The 16360-nt window shown below is 50.4% G+C and carries 15 protein-coding genes; 9 read left to right on the forward strand and 6 right to left on the reverse strand.

Features of this window, described 5'->3' with window-relative positions:
- Positions 1-255: 255 nt before the first annotated feature.
- Complete coding sequence (gene moaC / locus RGU75_RS10525; RefSeq protein WP_322235663.1) at positions 256-780, reverse strand: cyclic pyranopterin monophosphate synthase MoaC; 525 nt, start codon at positions 778-780, stop codon at positions 256-258.
- 283 nt (positions 781-1063) lie between these two features.
- Between moaC and RGU75_RS10530 the strand changes: the two genes are divergently transcribed.
- Positions 1064-2584 (forward strand): M48 family metalloprotease, encoded by a 1521-nt coding sequence (locus RGU75_RS10530; protein WP_416186862.1) that lies wholly within the window; start codon positions 1064-1066, stop codon positions 2582-2584.
- A 27-nt stretch (positions 2585-2611) separates the two neighbouring features.
- Here RGU75_RS10530 and RGU75_RS10535 read toward each other — a convergent pair whose 3' ends face one another.
- From RGU75_RS10535 to RGU75_RS10555, 5 genes are all read right to left on the reverse strand, one after another.
- Positions 2612-3211, reverse strand: a complete 600-nt coding sequence (locus RGU75_RS10535; RefSeq protein WP_322235665.1) for a DUF2946 family protein — start codon at positions 3209-3211, stop codon at positions 2612-2614.
- A gap of 217 nt (positions 3212-3428) precedes the next feature.
- Positions 3429-4400 carry a YheT family hydrolase gene (locus tag RGU75_RS10540; protein WP_322235667.1) on the reverse strand — a complete coding sequence of 324 codons (972 nt, stop codon included), beginning with the start codon at positions 4398-4400 and terminating at the stop codon, positions 3429-3431.
- Positions 4401-4817: 417 nt separating this feature from the next.
- The gene (locus tag RGU75_RS10545) at positions 4818-5249 is read right to left on the reverse strand and encodes a YybH family protein (RefSeq protein WP_322235669.1); all 432 of its coding nucleotides are present in this window, start codon (positions 5247-5249) and stop codon (positions 4818-4820) included.
- Between the two features lie 128 nt (positions 5250-5377).
- A complete protein-coding gene (locus tag RGU75_RS10550) occupies positions 5378-5578 on the reverse strand; it encodes a zinc-finger domain-containing protein (RefSeq protein WP_322235670.1) in 201 nt (66 codons plus the stop codon).
- A gap of 109 nt (positions 5579-5687) precedes the next feature.
- Positions 5688-6608 (reverse strand): branched-chain amino acid transaminase, encoded by a 921-nt coding sequence (locus tag RGU75_RS10555; RefSeq protein WP_322235672.1) that lies wholly within the window; start codon positions 6606-6608, stop codon positions 5688-5690.
- Positions 6609-7137: 529 nt separating this feature from the next.
- On the opposite strand from RGU75_RS10555, the gene RGU75_RS10560 reads away from it, so the two are divergent.
- The 8 genes from RGU75_RS10560 to RGU75_RS10595 all read left to right on the forward strand — a co-directional run bounded on the left by RGU75_RS10560 (position 7138) and on the right by RGU75_RS10595 (position 16234).
- On the forward strand, positions 7138-8331 hold the full coding sequence (locus tag RGU75_RS10560; RefSeq protein ID WP_322235674.1) for a phosphoglycerate kinase: 1194 nt from the start codon (positions 7138-7140) through the stop codon (positions 8329-8331).
- A 271-nt stretch (positions 8332-8602) separates the two neighbouring features.
- Positions 8603-10036 carry a pyruvate kinase gene (gene pyk / locus RGU75_RS10565; protein ID WP_322235676.1) on the forward strand — a complete coding sequence of 478 codons (1434 nt, stop codon included), beginning with the start codon at positions 8603-8605 and terminating at the stop codon, positions 10034-10036.
- Between the two features lie 42 nt (positions 10037-10078).
- Positions 10079-11143 (forward strand): class II fructose-bisphosphate aldolase, encoded by a 1065-nt coding sequence (gene fba / locus RGU75_RS10570; protein WP_322235678.1) that lies wholly within the window; start codon positions 10079-10081, stop codon positions 11141-11143.
- Between the two features lie 286 nt (positions 11144-11429).
- On the forward strand, positions 11430-12326 hold the full coding sequence (locus tag RGU75_RS10575; RefSeq protein WP_322235680.1) for a phosphoribosylaminoimidazolesuccinocarboxamide synthase: 897 nt from the start codon (positions 11430-11432) through the stop codon (positions 12324-12326).
- Positions 12326-12835 carry a 5-(carboxyamino)imidazole ribonucleotide mutase gene (gene purE, locus RGU75_RS10580; RefSeq protein ID WP_416186805.1) on the forward strand — a complete coding sequence of 170 codons (510 nt, stop codon included), beginning with the start codon at positions 12326-12328 and terminating at the stop codon, positions 12833-12835. Before RGU75_RS10575 ends, purE begins: the two co-directional genes overlap by 1 nt.
- A 39-nt stretch (positions 12836-12874) precedes the next feature.
- The gene (locus RGU75_RS10585) at positions 12875-14080 is read left to right on the forward strand and encodes a 5-(carboxyamino)imidazole ribonucleotide synthase (protein ID WP_322235681.1); all 1206 of its coding nucleotides are present in this window, start codon (positions 12875-12877) and stop codon (positions 14078-14080) included.
- On the forward strand, positions 14080-15216 hold the full coding sequence (locus RGU75_RS10590; protein WP_322235683.1) for an L-threonylcarbamoyladenylate synthase: 1137 nt from the start codon (positions 14080-14082) through the stop codon (positions 15214-15216). The genes RGU75_RS10585 and RGU75_RS10590 overlap by 1 nt, the downstream gene beginning before the upstream one ends.
- Positions 15217-15508: 292 nt before the next feature.
- Positions 15509-16234 (forward strand): OmpW/AlkL family protein, encoded by a 726-nt coding sequence (locus tag RGU75_RS10595; RefSeq protein WP_322235685.1) that lies wholly within the window; start codon positions 15509-15511, stop codon positions 16232-16234.
- Positions 16235-16360: the final 126 nt, after the last annotated feature.

Here is a 16360-nt window from a genome sequence, read left to right on the forward strand (position 1 = left end):
TTGATAATTTACATCTTTATTTCTTATGAGAAATTAAGATGCTGTCTAGCAATTAACATAGTCCAAAATGAGGTGTCTAAAGCAGGCGCAGCTTGACCGAAACCAAGCTGCGCCCATCTTAATAAAATCCTCGATCGTTTAGAAAAGCCAAAATGGTTGAAGTGTGGCAATGGCAATGGCGCTGACGCTGAAGCAAGTGCCAAGTACCAAGTACCAAGTACCGCGTTGTAGTTGGTGCGCTGCATAATGAACATCTCATGTAGTAATTGGGTGACCTTCCGATTGCGCAGCCGACCAATCCCCCGACTTCCCACCGTGCTTTTCCAGAACCCGAACATCTGAAATGATCATCCCTCGATCGACCGCCTTACACATGTCGTAAATTGTCAGCAGCCCGATTTGAACAGCGGTCAGCGCTTCCATTTCGACGCCGGTTTTGCCGATTGTTTCTGCCTGCACGGTGCAACGAATACTGGACAGTGGAACATCGATAGAAAAATCGACCGTGACTCGCGTCAGTGCCAGTGGATGGCACAGCGGTATCAGGTCACTGGTGCGTTTGGTGGCCATAATGGCGGCAATGCGGGCGATCCCGAGGACGTCACCTTTCTTGGCGCTCCCGGACGTAATGAGCGCCAATGTTTCCGCCTGCATGCGGATGGTGCCACCGGCGATGGCGATGCGATGCGTGTCTTGCTTCGCGCCGACATCGACCATGTGCGCCTGACCGCTTTGATCAAAGTGGGTTAAAGAAGAATCTGGGGACGTTTTATGTGTCATGGGTTGATAGTTTCGTAAGTCGCGAGGCGGTCTGTTGACGGTCATCCTGCGTGTAATAATTGTTATTTAAAGGCGATTATAAAAATCGCGCTTTAAGCTTGCGCTTTAATACAGTAATAATAAAAGTGCCGATTGAACTGAGTGTGTCATGTTGGATTGGGATTACCGATAGGGAACAAAAATTCTCTGTCGGTATCATAGCACCGTGGTTTTTATATTTTATCCTTCCCTTATTTAATCGCTGAAAATTTTTTGTTCCGATGTCAGGAGTTGTTCATTGTCAATACGTTCTTTTTACCTTAACGCGCGCCCACGCCGATTCTTTTTATTGGGTTCAACCTCGGTGAGTAGGGTGCTGTTGCTATTGTTCGCACCTGCGTTTGTTGCGGCACAAAATTTACCCGTATTGGGCGATGCTGACCGGTCTACGCTGTCGCCGTTGATGGAGCGCAAATTGGGCGAAGAAGTCATGCGGGATATCCGTCGTGACCGAGATTATATGAACGATGGGCCGCTGCTCGAGTATTTGAATAATTTCGGAAACAAGTTGGTATTGGCGCGACCTGACGTACGCGGTGAAGCAAATTTTGATTTCTTCTTTTTTGCGGTGCGAGACCCGGTTTTAAATGCTTTTGCATTGCCGGGTGGATTTATCGGCGTGCATTCCGGCTTGATATTGGCCGCGCAGAGTGAGTCGGAATTGGCTGCAGTGCTTGCGCATGAAATAGGGCACGTTACGCAGCGTCATCTGGCGCGCATGCTGGGCCAGCAAAAGAACGATTCAATGATTGCATTAGCCTCGATGTTGCTGGGTGCGTTGGTTTTACGCGGCAGCGGCGATGCTGGCGCTGCGATCATGATGGGCGGTACTGGTTTTGCGATGCAGCGACAACTCAGTTTTAGCCGTGATGCCGAGCGTGAAGCGGATCGAATCGGCTTAGCGATTTTGGGGGAGAGTGGTTTTGAGACTTCAGGAATGGTGGCTTTTTTTGGTCGGCTGCAATCAGCATCCAGAAACTATTCGGATGCCGTACCCGCATACTTGTTGACCCATCCTTTAACTACGGAAAGGATCGCCGATATTGAGGCCAGAATAAGGGATCAACGTTATAGACAGCACGCGGACAGTCTGGATTTTCAGTTGATACGCGCACGCGTGCGCGTGTTGCAGGATACTTCCGAAAAAGGCCTGCGAGATGCGCATTTAGTGTTTGAAAATCAGCTTAGATTGCATGTAAAGCAGCAAACCGTCGCTGCTAAATACGGTTTGGCTTTTATTGCGTTTAAACAGAATGCGTACGATAAAGCGGAACGTCTTTTAACGGAAGCGAGCGCGTCGGCAGCACCTGCGAAATCGAGCCTTGCATTGAGCGACCTTGATATCGAGATTAAGTTGGCATCGAACCGTACAGCGCAGGCGTTGAAATTGATTGCTACCGCAATGGATGAGTTCCCGCTAGCGCGTAGCATGGCTTATCAGTATGCGAACGCGTTGATCGCTGATAAGCAGTTGGCTGAGGCCGCCGCTTATCTAAGAGAGCAATCGCAGCTTTATCGTCAGGACGCGGATATACAGGATCTATTGGCCAAGGCATACGCTGCACAGGGTAAGCAAGCGCTGCAACACATGGCGCTGGCTGAGTCGTATGCATTAACCGGCAGTCTGCCTGCAGCAATTATTCAGTTGGAGATAGCGCGCAAAGCACCGGACGCGCAATTTTATGAGCAAGCGGTGATTGATGCTCGTTACCGAGAATTGAAGGAACGCTGGAAAGATGAGCAGGAAGATACAAAAAATCGGTGACACTCGTGATGCCGAGTTGGATTGTGGTTATTCCAGCTGGCGCGGCCGTTGCTCAAACTTGAATTTGCCAGGTAATTCAGCCGTTGAAGTCCGCTCGACGTTAAAAGTTTTTTCTGCAATCTGCCAAATCAGCGTGGCTTGGTCTGCTGAAGAGGCAATCCATTCCAGCAGGCGTTCGTCAGCAACCGCTAGCCCATTCATGCGCAAGCCGGTCATCCAGTCGGCGATGTCACGGTCATCGAGCGCTGAGACCTTGTTGCCGGCTACAAATAGTGGTTGCCCTTGCTCGGTGAGCAAAACCTGATCAATCTCGGTCAACACTTCTCCGGTCTGCAGTACGATCCCTAGCGCAGGATCGGTGTGCGCTATGTAAGGCGTCAGCGCCAGATCCACATAGACGCATTGCGGACCATTTTGAAAATATCCGCGCCCTAGCGCGTCGATGCTGTAATTACGGTTGATGAAGGCGCACAAAGCGGTGTGCATAATCTTGTTGCCGGGCAAATCATGTCGTTGCGTTTCTTCATCACGCATGCGCCAGGCACCGCGTGCATCGAGTGCCAACCAGCCGAAACACGCTGGCACATCGGGCCATTTTTGCATTGCTTTTTTGACGATGTCATCCATGTTGATGCGGTCCTTTATCGATCTGTCGCATGTTAATAGTATACTTTTCAGCTTCTTAAGAGAGCGCTAAGTGCGCCCTAAAAACCATAGTAAGCGCGCTTGATGCTCAATGCCAGAATCGTCTTGAGAAATTATCCGTGCGTTATCGGTGCGACCACAGGTGGGTGAGCATCGGAAATGCGAGATTGATTCGTGTATCAGGCTTTTAAAGATCGTCCTACGCGGTCAATAGAAATTGTACAACGCGCCGCGGTAACCAGTCGACGCGGCCCGGTAGAGAACCTACCGGAAAGCCCACGTGTCCACCTTGTGCCGGATATTCTAACGTGACGCTAGAAGCTGCGCTGCGCGGCAAATGGCGCGGCGGAAGAAATGGGTCATTCTGGGCATTGAGTATCAACGTTGGTACGACAATGTCGCTCAAAACATGCTTTGCACTAGCCCGATTCCAATAATCGTCTGCATCACGAAACCCGTGTAACGGCGCGGTGACGACGTTATCGAACGCATGCAAATTAGTAGCGCTAAGCATGCGTTCACGATCAAATAAACTTGGAAATTGCGCCAGCTTATCAAGCGCTTTAGTTTTCATAGTGCGCAGAAAAACACGTGTATAGAGCATATTAAAGCCCTGCGATAACGCGTTTCCACCGCCCGCCAGATCAAGTGGCGCTGAAATAGCGCAAGCAGCATCAATCAGGTTGGCCTGTTGTTGTGATTCGCCAAGCCAGCAAAGTAATGCATTGCCGCCCATAGAAGCGCCCGTCGCGTAGAGTTTGCTGAATTTTTTTTGTGAACGTGAGTCAGCTAATCGTCGCAATATCCAATCTACTTCTGCCGTATCGCCGGAGTGATAAAAGCGTGGGGCCAGATTAATTTCACCTGAACAGCCGCGAAAATGCGGGGCCGCGCCGGACCAGCCAAGAGAAGCCGCATAAGCCATCATCGCGCGCGAGTAATGGCTGGCGGACGAGCCCTCCAGACCATGAAACATGACGATCATGGGTTTGCCCGGCTGTCCGTCAACGAAGTCAATATCAATAAAATCGCCATCCGGAGCGGTCCAGCGCTCGCGGCGATAAGCGACCTCCGGTTTGGCAATGCACGTCGACGGATAGATTGTTTGCAGATGTCCACCCGGTAGCCATAACGGGGCGATGTAAGGGGAATAGGGAAGGGCGGATATCATCTGGTTTTAGTGAGCATGCAGTTGTGCGCATAGGTACACTGCGCAACAGCCCGGGCCAGGTATTGGATTACTCGGCTATTTGGGGTTTATTGCACTGTTTATTATATTGGTTATTACATCATTTTATGACGTTATTTCCTCAGTACTACCACCACTGTACCGCAATGCGGATGTTCCCGTTACCGTCGACTAATTTTGATGATCCATACATTTGTGCGGGCTGACCGAAGCGACTATGCCGATCTGCAAAAACCGGAATGGCGATGACCGATACTGCAACGCTGGATAAATGTTTTCAGGTCGATGGATCAGTATTACTAGGAGGTACAGAGTTTTTTACAAATTGATCGCTACCGGGTGAAAGACATGAATACAGACGAGCGCGACTCCATGCGGCCTCACCTCCGCATTGCAGTTTTAATGAAGCAGGTTTGCCGCCAAAATATCTTCGGGTGCCTGACCGGGTGCAATCGACGCGTGGTGCAATACGATGCGCCAACCGCTTGGCGTTTTCATGTAGGCGTTGGTGGTCAGGATATGCATCTCCTGGCTTTGTTCGCCGCTTCGGTTTATATCTTCAACGAGGTTATGAATGCTGGTAGACATGTTGTGCGAGACGTGAACTTGGCGGGCTCTGATATGCACGCCACCGCGTTCAAACAAGGTCTCATACGCGCCACGAATTGCCGCATGGCCGACCAGACGCGGGGCGCCTGGATGGACACAAACGATTTCTTCATCATCTGCCCACAACGCCATCATTGCCTCAATGTCGGCGCGGCTCAGTGCGTCGTAAAATGCGGTTTCGGCGTCATCGGCTGTGCCGTGTATTAGTTTTGCGCGTGGCATGCTTACTCCTGTTACAACATAAATCAGACTCCAAATAACGACCGAAAATGCCGTCCGTTAATCTTTATCAGTGCGTTGTCATTCGTGATTTTTAACGGTCTACATCTGATATGCCTTTAGTGATCTTTTTAGTGACCTTTAATGACAGCGCCAGCCTTCATTGCATAATTTGTGCCGCAATATGGACATTTGGCACTTCCGGTTTTACTCATATCCAAAAAGACACGGGGATGTGAAGACCATATCGGCATCAGCGGGTTCGGGCAATGTGCCGGTAAGTCTTTTGCATCGAGTTCGACGACTGCTTGCGGGTTTGTTACTGTACTCATTTAATTCTCCGGATTGCCGTTTGCTAAGTGGTGATGATAATGTGCTATGCCACGTAACAACTAACCTTCACAAGTCGGTTCTCACGTGACACTACCTATTGGGGCTGATTTAAACTAACGTCAGCCATTCTTTATATTTGGACGATTTACCCCCAACCACATCAAAAAACATACTTTGAATTTTCTCCGTGATCGGACCGCGTTTGCCTTCACCAATGGTGCGGTTGTCCAGCTCGCGGATCGGTGTGATTTCGGCAGCCGTGCCGGTGAAGAATGCTTCGTCGCTGCAATAGACTTCATCGCGGGTGATACGTTTCTCGATGACCTCGATACCGCTATCGTGGGCCATCGTCAACACGGCGTCACGCGTGATGCCGTCGAGACAGGATGCGAGATCGGGAGTATAAATTTTGCCGTTCTTGACGATAAAAACGTTCTCGCCAGAACCTTCGGATACATAGCCGTCGGTGTCCAGCAGTAAAGCCTCATCGTAGCCATCGGTCAGCGCTTCCTGATTTGCCAGGATCGAGTTGATGTAATAGCCGCTCGCCTTTGCCCGCACCAGCGATACATTGACATGATGGCGGCTGAATGAGGATGTCTTGACGCGAATACCTTTAGCCAAACCATCGTCACCCAGATACGCACCCCATGGCCACGCCGCGATGGCGACATGGATAGTGTTGCCCTTTGCCGAGATACCTAATTTTTCCGAGCCGATCCAGACTAGCGGGCGCATGTAGCAGGATTCCAACTTATTTTCGCGAACCACTTGCAGCTGCGCGTCGATTAAAGTCTGTAAATCGTAAGGCACCTTCATCTGAAAAATTTTAGCCGAGTTCAACAGGCGCTGTGTATGCTCCTTCAGCCGAAAAATCGCCGTTCCTTCCGGCGTCTTGTAAGCACGTACACCCTCAAAGACCGCCATACCGTAATGCAACGAGTGCGTTAATACGTGAATATTGGCATCACGCCAATCGATTAATTGACCATCCTTCCAAATTTTCCCGTCGCGGTCTGCCATAGACATAGTGAAATCTCCGGTGATTCTGTCATTGGGGATTGTCGAACCGTGTTTAGCGCGACAAGCAACAACATTGTCTGAACATTTTAACGGATTCAGAACACCGTCACCCTTAAGAATCGCAGTTCCGCCGCAACTTTGTTTGGCTTTTCTTTTGTTGTGACAATGCATTGTTGGGGCCAAGGCGTTTTAAAGTTGATAACGCTAAATAACGCGGTAAAGTTGGTTTAGGGCTAATTTGTTCACATTGATAACGCTTCCTGACTGGCGTGATGATCCTGCATCGTTGATCGAAACGACGCCATCTTCCCTTATTGTCGTAGCAACGTGGGGTGGTGGGAAAATATTAGCAAAGCCCTTGGTTAGGTGACTGTTAACCTCACTTTGATCGGCGTAATTAAAGCAAGTGGGGATTTTGGTTTGGATTATGTTGCTTAATCGTAATGCTCAAAGGCAAGTCAAGCCAAAACGGTGTTTTTGATAGGGCGAGTGGGGTAAAATAACGCCTTTTCCTCCGGACATCTGCCTGATCGACATGAAATTTAATCGACTGAGCGACTTGATCGCGCAAGACCAACTTCAGGGAAAGCGTGTGTTCATCCGCGCTGACCTTAACGTGCCACAAAATAACAACGGTAGTATTTCTGAGGATACCCGCATTCGCGCCTCAATTCCGGCGATCCGCATGGCGCTCGACGCTGGTGCGGCGGTGATGGTGACCTCTCATTTAGGGCGACCGACCGAGGGCGACTTTCAGCCAGCTGACACGCTTGCACCGATTGCTGCCCGTATGGCGGAACTATTAGATCAGCCTGTCGAATTGCGTCAAAACTGGGTTGACGGTGTTGAAGTGGCGCAGGGTCAGGTTGTATTGCTAGAAAATTGCCGGGTCAATAAAGGCGAAAAAAAGAATGACGACGCGTTGGCGCAAAAGATGGCCGCCCTTTGTGACATTTACGTCAACGATGCATTTGGTACCTCGCATCGGGCTGAAGCAACAACGCACGGAATCGCCAAATTTGCACCAATTGCCTGCGCTGGCCCTTTGCTAGCTGCAGAACTGGACGCGCTTGGCAAGGCACTCAATCAACCCGCTCGTCCTTTGGTGGCGATTGTCGCTGGCTCTAAAGTGTCGAGCAAACTGACTATACTCAAAGCGTTGTCGGATAAGGTCGATAATCTTATCGTTGGCGGTGGCATTGCGAACACGTTTTTGCTGGCAGCTGGCTTCAAAATCGGTAAATCTTTGGCAGAAGTCGATTTGGTCGATGATGCGAAGGCTATTATTGATCTGATGGCCCAGCGCGGTGCATCGGTGCCAATTCCGGTTGACGTCGTGTGCTCTAAAGAATTTTCGGCGGCAGCAACTGCCGTTGTAAAAGACGTTAAAGACGTTGAAGATGACGATATGATTCTGGATATCGGGCCTAAAACAGCCGCTATATTGGCCGAGCAAATTGCGAAGGCTGGTACCGTGGTGTGGAATGGTCCCGTAGGCGTATTTGAATTCGACCAGTTTGGCGAAGGCACAAAAGTGCTGGCGTTGGCGATAGCAAACTCGAAAGCCTTTTCGATTGCTGGCGGTGGCGACACGCTGGCGGCGATAGCGAAATACCAGATTGCCGACAAGATTGGTTACATCTCGACCGGCGGCGGCGCTTTTCTGGAATTTTTGGAAGGTCGGACATTGCCTGCGGTAGAAATTTTGGAACAGCGCGCTGCCGGCTAGAATGCTGTTGACGTTCCGGCGCGTTGGTCATGCATTGGTAATATTTATGCGCCGGCGCTTTAGATGATGTTTCTCTTGGCGCGTGGTTCCTGACTGAATAAATGTTAAGACATTGCAGATCTTAGCGAGCAGTGAGGTAGCAATACTTAAGTAGCAATTAGTAGGTGGGAGTGAAAATAGGGAGTAAAACTAAAATCTGCCGAAGCAGATGACTTAGCATTAACGTGGTTTTTAACGTAGTTTTAAGTACTCACTTCACATAAAGGTTGTCATGCAAAGAGCTACCAAGATCGTCGCCACTATCGGACCTGCATCAAGCGATGCCGAGACTTTAACGCGGATGTTTAACGCAGGTGTCGATGTAGTACGTTTAAATTTTTCGCATGGCAAGGCGCAGGACCATATTGATCGCGCCCTGCTGGTGCGTGAAATAGCGGCTAAGTGCGGTCGTCAGGTAGCGATCATGGCCGATTTGCAAGGTCCGAAAATTCGCGTTGGTAAGTTCGAAAATGGCAAGATTGAGCTGGTAAATGGGTCTAAATTTATACTCGATTCCGATTGTGAACTTGGCAACCAGGATCGAGCCGGACTTGACTACAAAGCACTGCCGCGCGACCTGAAAGTTGCTGATGTGCTGTTATTAAATGATGGCCTTATCGTGTTGGTGGTTGAGCGGATAATCGGCAACGAGATTCATACCGTGGTCAAGATTGGTGGTGAGTTGTCAAATAACAAGGGAATTAATCGTCAGGGTGGCGGTCTATCTGCACCGGCGTTAACTTCTAAGGATATGGACGACATCAAGACGGCAATGAGTTTCCAGGCAGATTATGTCGCCGTATCATTCCCAAAAAACGCCACCGATATGGAAATGGCGCGGCAATTGGCGAACGTGGCTGGCGAAGCCTACAACCACAAACCGATGATGATCGCCAAGATCGAACGGGCCGAAGCGATTCCTGTTTTGCAATCGATTCTGGACGCTTCCGACGGTATTATGGTGGCGCGGGGCGATCTGGCGGTAGAAGTTGGTAATGCGGCGGTACCGGCGTTGCAAAAGCGTATGATCAGAATGGCACGTGCATCGAACAAACTCACGATTACGGCAACCCAGATGATGGAGTCGATGATTGTGAATGCAGTGCCGACACGGGCTGAAGTATCGGATGTTGCTAATGCGGTACTGGATGGCACCGATGCTGTTATGACCTCGGCAGAAACAGCATCCGGGCGTTATCCGGTAGAGACGGTGGAAGCCATGGCGGCCATTTGTCTGGAAGCGGAAAAATCGGAAGACTGCAAGCTCGATGCCGATTTCCTGAATGTGACTTTTACCCGCATCGATCAGTCGATTGCTTACGGCGCGCTATTTACCGCGCATCATTTGCGCGTCAAGGCAATTGCGGCGTTGACCGAATCCGGTTCGACCGCGCTGTGGATGAGTCGGCATAACATCGATATCCCAATTTTTGCGCTTACGCCAAGCGTTCAGACCCGTCGCAAGGCCGCGCTGTATCGCAACGTAACAAGCCTGGAACTCGCCAAATCAACAGACCGTGAAGCGGTCCTGAAAGATGCGCAACATCTGCTGGTGGCGCAAGGCGCGGTACAACCCGGTGATCTCGTGGTGTTGACGTGGGGTGAGCCAATGGGCCAGATCGGCGGCACGAATGCATTCAAAATCATGAAGATCGGTGAATACTGATTCATCGACGCACACCTATTTTATTACTATCGGAGTATCAATATGCCTCTCGTATCCATGCGTCAATTGCTCGATCATGCAGCTGAAAATAGTTATGGTATCCCAGCGTTCAACGTTAATAATCTGGAACAAATCACCGCGATCATGGAAGCCGCCGATGAAGTCGGCGCACCGGTCATCATGCAAGCTTCGGCTGGCGCACGCAAATATGCTGGCGAAGCATTTTTGCGTCACCTGATTGAGGCAGCGGTTGAAGCCTACCCGCACATTCCCGTAGTGATGCATCAGGATCACGGCCAGACGCCATCGGTCTGTATGGCGGCGATTCGTTCGGGCTTTACATCGGTGATGATGGACGGCTCATTGACCGCAGACGGTAAAACGGTTGCGAGTTACGAATACAACGTCGAAGTATCACGTAAAGTCGTTGAATTTTCGCACGCCATTGGTGTGACGGTTGAAGCTGAACTGGGCGTGCTAGGCTCTTTGGAAACCATGATGGGTGACAAAGAAGACGGTCACGGCGCCGATGGCAAAATGACGCGTGAACAGTTGCTGACTGACGTTGCTCAGGCAGCAGATTTTGTTCAGAAAACACAATGTGATGCACTGGCAATTGCGATTGGTACTTCGCATGGCGCTTACAAATTTTCGCGCAAGCCAACGGGCGATATTCTGGCCATCGAGCGTATCAAGGAAATCCACGTACGTATCCCAAATACCCATCTGGTGATGCACGGCTCTTCGTCGGTGCCGCAAGAATTGTTAGCGGAAATTCGTGAATTTGGTGGCGATATGAAAGAAACCTACGGTGTTCCAGTTGAAGAGATTCAGGAAGGTATTCGTCACGGCGTTCGCAAGATCAATATCGATACCGATATCCGTCTGGCAATGACCGGTGCGATTCGCCGCTATTTGATTGAAAATCCAAGCAAATTTGATCCACGTGATTATCTGAAGCCAGCACGTGAAGCGGCTAAAGCAGTGGTAAAGGCGCGTTTCCTGGCGTTCGGTTGTGAAGGTATGGCCGCCAAGATCAAACCAATGTCATTGGAAAAAATTGCAGACAAGTACAAAAAAGGCGAACTTTCCCAGATCGTTCAATAAAGACTGATTTAAGATCGGACACGCGTGGTGAGCGGAGCGCGATGGTAGAAGCAATAATGGAGAATGCGGAATAGGCCTTAATGTGAATTTTTATGTGGCCTATTTTGTATTTTATTTATCCTTCAATCTGTCGCTTTTGTGCCTACCCGCAAACCGATCTTAAAAATGTCAGTGAACGTGTAACAAGCTGGTGAACATGCAATAAATCGTTGAATGCGTAATAATCGACATTAAAAGACCAGGCGGAGATTATTCTCCCCGCCTGGTTTCTACTTTTGGAACCACCATGACAAGCCTATATAAATCTTCCATTAAGTCGTTGCCACTGCTGGGTACCGGAAAAGTGCGCGACAACTACGCGGTCGGCACTGATAAAATTTTGATACTGACCACAGACCGCTTATCTGCCTTTGATGTCGTGATGAGTGAGCCGATTCCCGGCAAAGGCAAGGTATTGAATCAGATGAGTGATTTCTGGTTTGAGAAACTGGCTGGCATCGTACCGAACCATCTGACGGGCATTGCACCCGAAAGCGTCGTTGCGCCGGATGAAGTGGATCAGGTTCGTGGTCGTGCAGTTGTTGCAAAGCGTCTGGAGCCAATCATGGTCGAGGCGGTGGTGCGTGGTTATATCATTGGTTCGGGATGGAAAGATTACCAGGCAACCGGTGCAATTTGCGGCGTGACTTTACCCGCTGGATTGCAACAGGCAGCAAAACTGGATGAGCCAATTTTCACGCCAGCGGCCAAAGCCGAAATGGGTGAGCATGATGAAAACATTAGTTACGACGATATGGAGCGCCGGATCGGTACTGAACTCTCGGCTAAAATTCGTGAAATCAGTATTGAGTTATACAAAACCGCAGCCGAATACGCTGCCACGCGTGGCATTATCATCGCTGATACCAAATTTGAATTCGGTCTCGACCAACAGGGCGTGTTGCATTTGATGGATGAAGTGTTGACGGCTGATTCGTCGCGTTTCTGGCCTGCAGAAAGTTACGCGGTCGGCATTTCTCCGCCATCATTTGACAAGCAGTTTGTGCGTGATTATCTTGAGACAGTCACAAGTTGGCACAAGACAGCACCCGCGCCAGCATTGCCGGTCGATGTCATCGAAAAAACCGGTGCGAAATATCGGGAGGCGTTAGAAAGCCTGACCGGTCAAAAACTGAAGGAGTAATGATGGACGCAAGCCAAAAAGAATCACCGCTGATCGGTGTGGTCATGGGTTCGTCCTCTGACTGGGATGTGATGCAACACGCCGTCGCGATATTGACGGAGTTTGGCGTCGCGCATGAAGCGCAGGTGATTTCCGCACATCGCATGCCGGATCAGATGTTTGCCTATGCCGAGACAGCGCGTGAGCGTGGCTTGCGGGCGATCATTGCTGGTGCGGGTGGCGCTGCGCATCTGCCCGGCATGATCGCGGCTAAAACCATCGTACCGGTGCTGGGTGTGCCGGTGCCCTCAAAGTATTTGCGGGGCGAAGATTCGTTGTTGTCGATCGTCCAGATGCCCAAAGGGATTCCGGTGGCAACCTATGCAATTGGTGAGGCCGGTGCGGCAAATGCAGCTTTGTCTGCGATAGCAATGTTGGCTTGCACTGATGATGTGCTAGCCGAAAAGTTGCTGTCGTTTCGCGCCAAACAGACGCAGTCAGCACTTGACATGACATTACCTCCGGCGTGAGCCGTTAGCAAAACTCGATCAAACTAACAAGAAGCAAGTATGAAGCAAACTTTACCTTTGAATGATACGGCCTTGATTCCAGCGACGACGCCGGCTACATGGCTTGGTGTGATGGGTGGCGGTCAGTTGGGGCGCATGTTTGCACACGCGGCGCAAGCAATGGGTTATAAGGTTGCGGTGTTGGAACCTGCTCAGGATTGTCCCGCCGCTCACGTTGCGGAGCGGCACGTTTTGGCAGATTACGATGACGAAGTTGCTCTGGCAGAACTGGCCGCGTTATGTGTGGCCGTAACGACAGAGTTTGAAAATGTGTCGCATCATAGTCTGGCATTTTTAGCCGAAAGTACCTTCATCGCACCGAAGGCTGCGTGCGTTTCCATCGCGCAGGATCGCATCGTAGAAAAAGAGTTCTTCACGCAATGCAGCGTCCGTTCAAAAGTACTTCCTGCACCCTATAAAAGCATTGCGTCACTGGCTGACATTGACAGCGTACCTGCCGATCTCTTCCCCGGAATATTGAAAACAGTCCGCTTGGGTTATGACGGCAAGGGGCAATCCCGGGTGACTGATTTGGATGCGTTACGTGCAGCCTATTCGGAAATGAACGGCGTCCACTGCGTCCTAGAAAAAATGCTGCCATTGGCATATGAAGTGTCGGTATTGGTTGCGCGCGGCGTGGACGGGCAGGCCGTCGTGTATCCGATTGCGGAGAACGTCCATCGCGACGGCATCTTGTTCACGACGACTGTGCCAGGACCAAATGTCGGTGTGGAAGCGGCGGAGCGCGCACAAAATGCGGCGCTGGCAATCATTGAGCAGCTTGGTTATGTTGGCGTACTATGCATCGAATTTTTTGTGTTGGCAGACGGTTCGCTGGTGGTCAACGAGATGGCGCCGCGTCCGCATAATAGCGGTCATTACACTATCGACGCATGCATTACGAGCCAGTTTGCACAGCAGGTTAGGGCGATGGCACGGATGCCACTGGGGGATGTAAGACAGCACTCTCCTGCGATCATGCTAAATATTTTGGGTGACGTTTGGTTTGACGCGGGCAGCGATGAGGCTCGCGAACCAGCCTGGGATAAGATCGCGGCGCTTCCCGGTGCAGCGCTGCATTTATATGGCAAAACGGAAGCCCGCCGCGCCCGCAAGATGGGCCATATCACCTTCGTCGCCCCGAGTCTGGCCCAGGCAAATGCGCAACTGGTTACCGCTTGCGCTATTCTAGGTATTGTTTTGTAATGAATGTGCCATCTGATCCTCGTTTGAACTCTGGCATGCCTGAGCTTGCTTCTAAAGCCGCCCCTAAAGACGCTTCTAAAGCTGGCTCTACAACCTCAACCGACGCTTTGATCATTGATATCAAGGCGATCCAGCGTGCGGCGCGCATGTTGGAAGCGGGTGAGTTGGTTGCGTTTCCAAGTGAGACGGTCTACGGTCTTGGTGCAGACGCAGAAAATCCCGCAGCGGTAGCGAATATTTACGCAGCCAAAGGGCGCCCTTCAAATCATCCTGTCATCGTGCATATCGCACCGGAGGCAGATCTTGGCTTTTGGGCGCAGGCTATTCCACCGCAAGCGTATCAGTTGATTACGGCATTTTGGCCTGGACCGCTGACGCTGATTTTGCAGCGTGCAGATCATGTTTCCAGTGCGCTTTCCGGCGGGCAGACTTCCATTGGTATTCGCTGTCCTTCGCATCCTGTTGCGCAAGCTTTGCTGCGCGAGTTCAAAGCTGGGAAGGGCGGCATTGCGGGTCCATCTGCCAACAAATTCGGTCACGTCAGTCCCACCACTGCGCAGCACGTACGCGATGAATTTGGTGACGGGGTCAACAGCCCCATTGCGTATGTGTTGGACGGTGGGCAGAGCGAGGTCGGGATTGAGTCCACCATCATCGACTTATCCCGAATAGCGACTCATGGACCGGTGCTTTTGCGACCTGGCGACATCAGTACAGCAGAAATCGCCGCAGTGTTAGGCGCACCCGTTCACGCCGCAGATAGTGGTGCACCGCGTGCCTCAGGGACGCTGGAATCACATTACGCGCCACTAACACCGGTATTACAGATAGCGCCGGTGGATTTGCTGGCAGCTTTATCGCAAATGCATCAAGATGGACAACGACTGGCTTTGATTTCTTACTCGGCTGGCGCGGAGAAAACTGTCCCGCTAGTCGCTCACTATCCGATGCCTGAAGCTCCGCATGGCTATGCTCATAATTTATACGCCGCCTTGCGTGACCTTGATCAAGCCGGGGCCGATATGATTGTCGTCGAGGCACCGCCTCAGGACAATGCCTGGCAGGGCATTAACGATCGCCTGCGCCGCGCCGCATATGCTTTGACAGATAAATTTTCCCAATACAAGCATCTGTAGTGGCTTTGAGGAAAAAATACCACACCCCAAGTATAGTCAAAAAGATTTAAAGCTGGCATAGTGCTTAAAGAAGAATAGCACGCACGTTCTTTTTAATGGCAAAGTGTAATGATGAATTGCGACAATATCATCTAATAGCTATATGCCTATAACTAAAAATAAATAATAATAGAGCGCCGCCGGATTAATCCTTGTTCATTGGCAGGCGCCGAAATAGTAATGACAGTAGTTGCAGGGAACAAAACCCAACGCACTATTTACATTTGATTTAAGTCAATCCTGGAGAAGACGCATGAAGAAACATTTTTCTGTACTACCAAAAATCGCAGCGTTAACCTTGCTGACAATGGCTGCTTTACCCGCTATGGCGCAGCAGGCTGGCGATAATATTGTTGGCTTGGGTTGGTTTCATTTGGCACCACAGGACTCAAGTCAAAACCTGAGTGTTTCTGGCCAAACTATTCCCAATACTGGCGCTGGTGTTGGCAATGCAGACACTCTCGGTTTGCAATTCAGTCATTTCTTTACCGATAATTGGGTGTTATCTGCCGATGCCGGAATACCGCCAAAATTCAAACTGGATGGCCAAGGCATTCTTCAAGGAACCCATATCGGTTCGGCTAAGCAGTGGAGTCCAGCGGTTTTGGTCAAATATTACTTCGGTGATAAAAATAGCCAATTTCGTCCATTCGTAGGTGCTGGTGCTACGTATGTCTGGTATACCGATGTGCAATTGGATAATGGTTTTCAACAGAAGTTGAGCGGCGTTATCAGTCGCGGTCAAACCGGTGCTTTGCGTACCAGCGCTGATTTAAGCAGTTCTTTGGCACCCGTTATCAGTGCCGGTGCTAGCTACAATTTCGATGCGCATTGGTCTGTCGGTCTCTCGGTTTCTTACATTCCGTTGAAAACAAGAGCCGACTTGACTACAAGTACGCCAAGTGGCGATGTGCACAGCACTACGAAGCTGACACTAGACCCTATCGTCAGCTTCTTGTCAGTTGGTTACAAATTTTAAATAATTGCTCAAGTTCGGCCCTGAAAGGGCTGAAGTAAAGGCTGGAACAACGGTTGAACTTAGGGCCGGACTAAAAAACCTCGATCATATCGAGGTTTTTTTTACGCCAGATTTCTGGAATACCGA

Origin of the sequence: Glaciimonas sp. CA11.2 (genome assembly GCF_034314045.1) — a bacterium.
Taxonomy (GTDB): Bacteria; Pseudomonadota; Gammaproteobacteria; order Burkholderiales; family Burkholderiaceae_D; genus Glaciimonas.

What these genes read in the sequence shown, in the direction of transcription:
- moaC (WP_322235663.1), bottom strand. Translation starts at nt 780, where the DNA reads ATGACACATAAAACGTCCCCAGATTCTTCTTTAACCCACTTTGATCAA.
- RGU75_RS10535 (WP_322235665.1), bottom strand. Translation starts at nt 3,211, where the DNA reads ATGGATGACATCGTCAAAAAAGCAATGCAAAAATGGCCCGATGTGCCA.
- RGU75_RS10540 (WP_322235667.1), bottom strand. Translation starts at nt 4,400, where the DNA reads ATGATATCCGCCCTTCCCTATTCCCCTTACATCGCCCCGTTATGGCTA.
- RGU75_RS10545 (WP_322235669.1), bottom strand. Translation starts at nt 5,249, where the DNA reads ATGCCACGCGCAAAACTAATACACGGCACAGCCGATGACGCCGAAACC.
- RGU75_RS10550 (WP_322235670.1), bottom strand. Translation starts at nt 5,578, where the DNA reads ATGAGTACAGTAACAAACCCGCAAGCAGTCGTCGAACTCGATGCAAAA.
- RGU75_RS10555 (WP_322235672.1), bottom strand. Translation starts at nt 6,608, where the DNA reads ATGTCTATGGCAGACCGCGACGGGAAAATTTGGAAGGATGGTCAATTA.
- RGU75_RS10560 (WP_322235674.1), top strand. Translation starts at nt 7,138, where the DNA reads ATGAAATTTAATCGACTGAGCGACTTGATCGCGCAAGACCAACTTCAG.
- pyk (WP_322235676.1), top strand. Translation starts at nt 8,603, where the DNA reads ATGCAAAGAGCTACCAAGATCGTCGCCACTATCGGACCTGCATCAAGC.
- fba (WP_322235678.1), top strand. Translation starts at nt 10,079, where the DNA reads ATGCCTCTCGTATCCATGCGTCAATTGCTCGATCATGCAGCTGAAAAT.
- RGU75_RS10575 (WP_322235680.1), top strand. Translation starts at nt 11,430, where the DNA reads ATGACAAGCCTATATAAATCTTCCATTAAGTCGTTGCCACTGCTGGGT.
- purE (WP_416186805.1), top strand. Translation starts at nt 12,326, where the DNA reads ATGATGGACGCAAGCCAAAAAGAATCACCGCTGATCGGTGTGGTCATG.
- RGU75_RS10585 (WP_322235681.1), top strand. Translation starts at nt 12,875, where the DNA reads ATGAAGCAAACTTTACCTTTGAATGATACGGCCTTGATTCCAGCGACG.
- RGU75_RS10590 (WP_322235683.1), top strand. Translation starts at nt 14,080, where the DNA reads ATGAATGTGCCATCTGATCCTCGTTTGAACTCTGGCATGCCTGAGCTT.
- RGU75_RS10595 (WP_322235685.1), top strand. Translation starts at nt 15,509, where the DNA reads ATGAAGAAACATTTTTCTGTACTACCAAAAATCGCAGCGTTAACCTTG.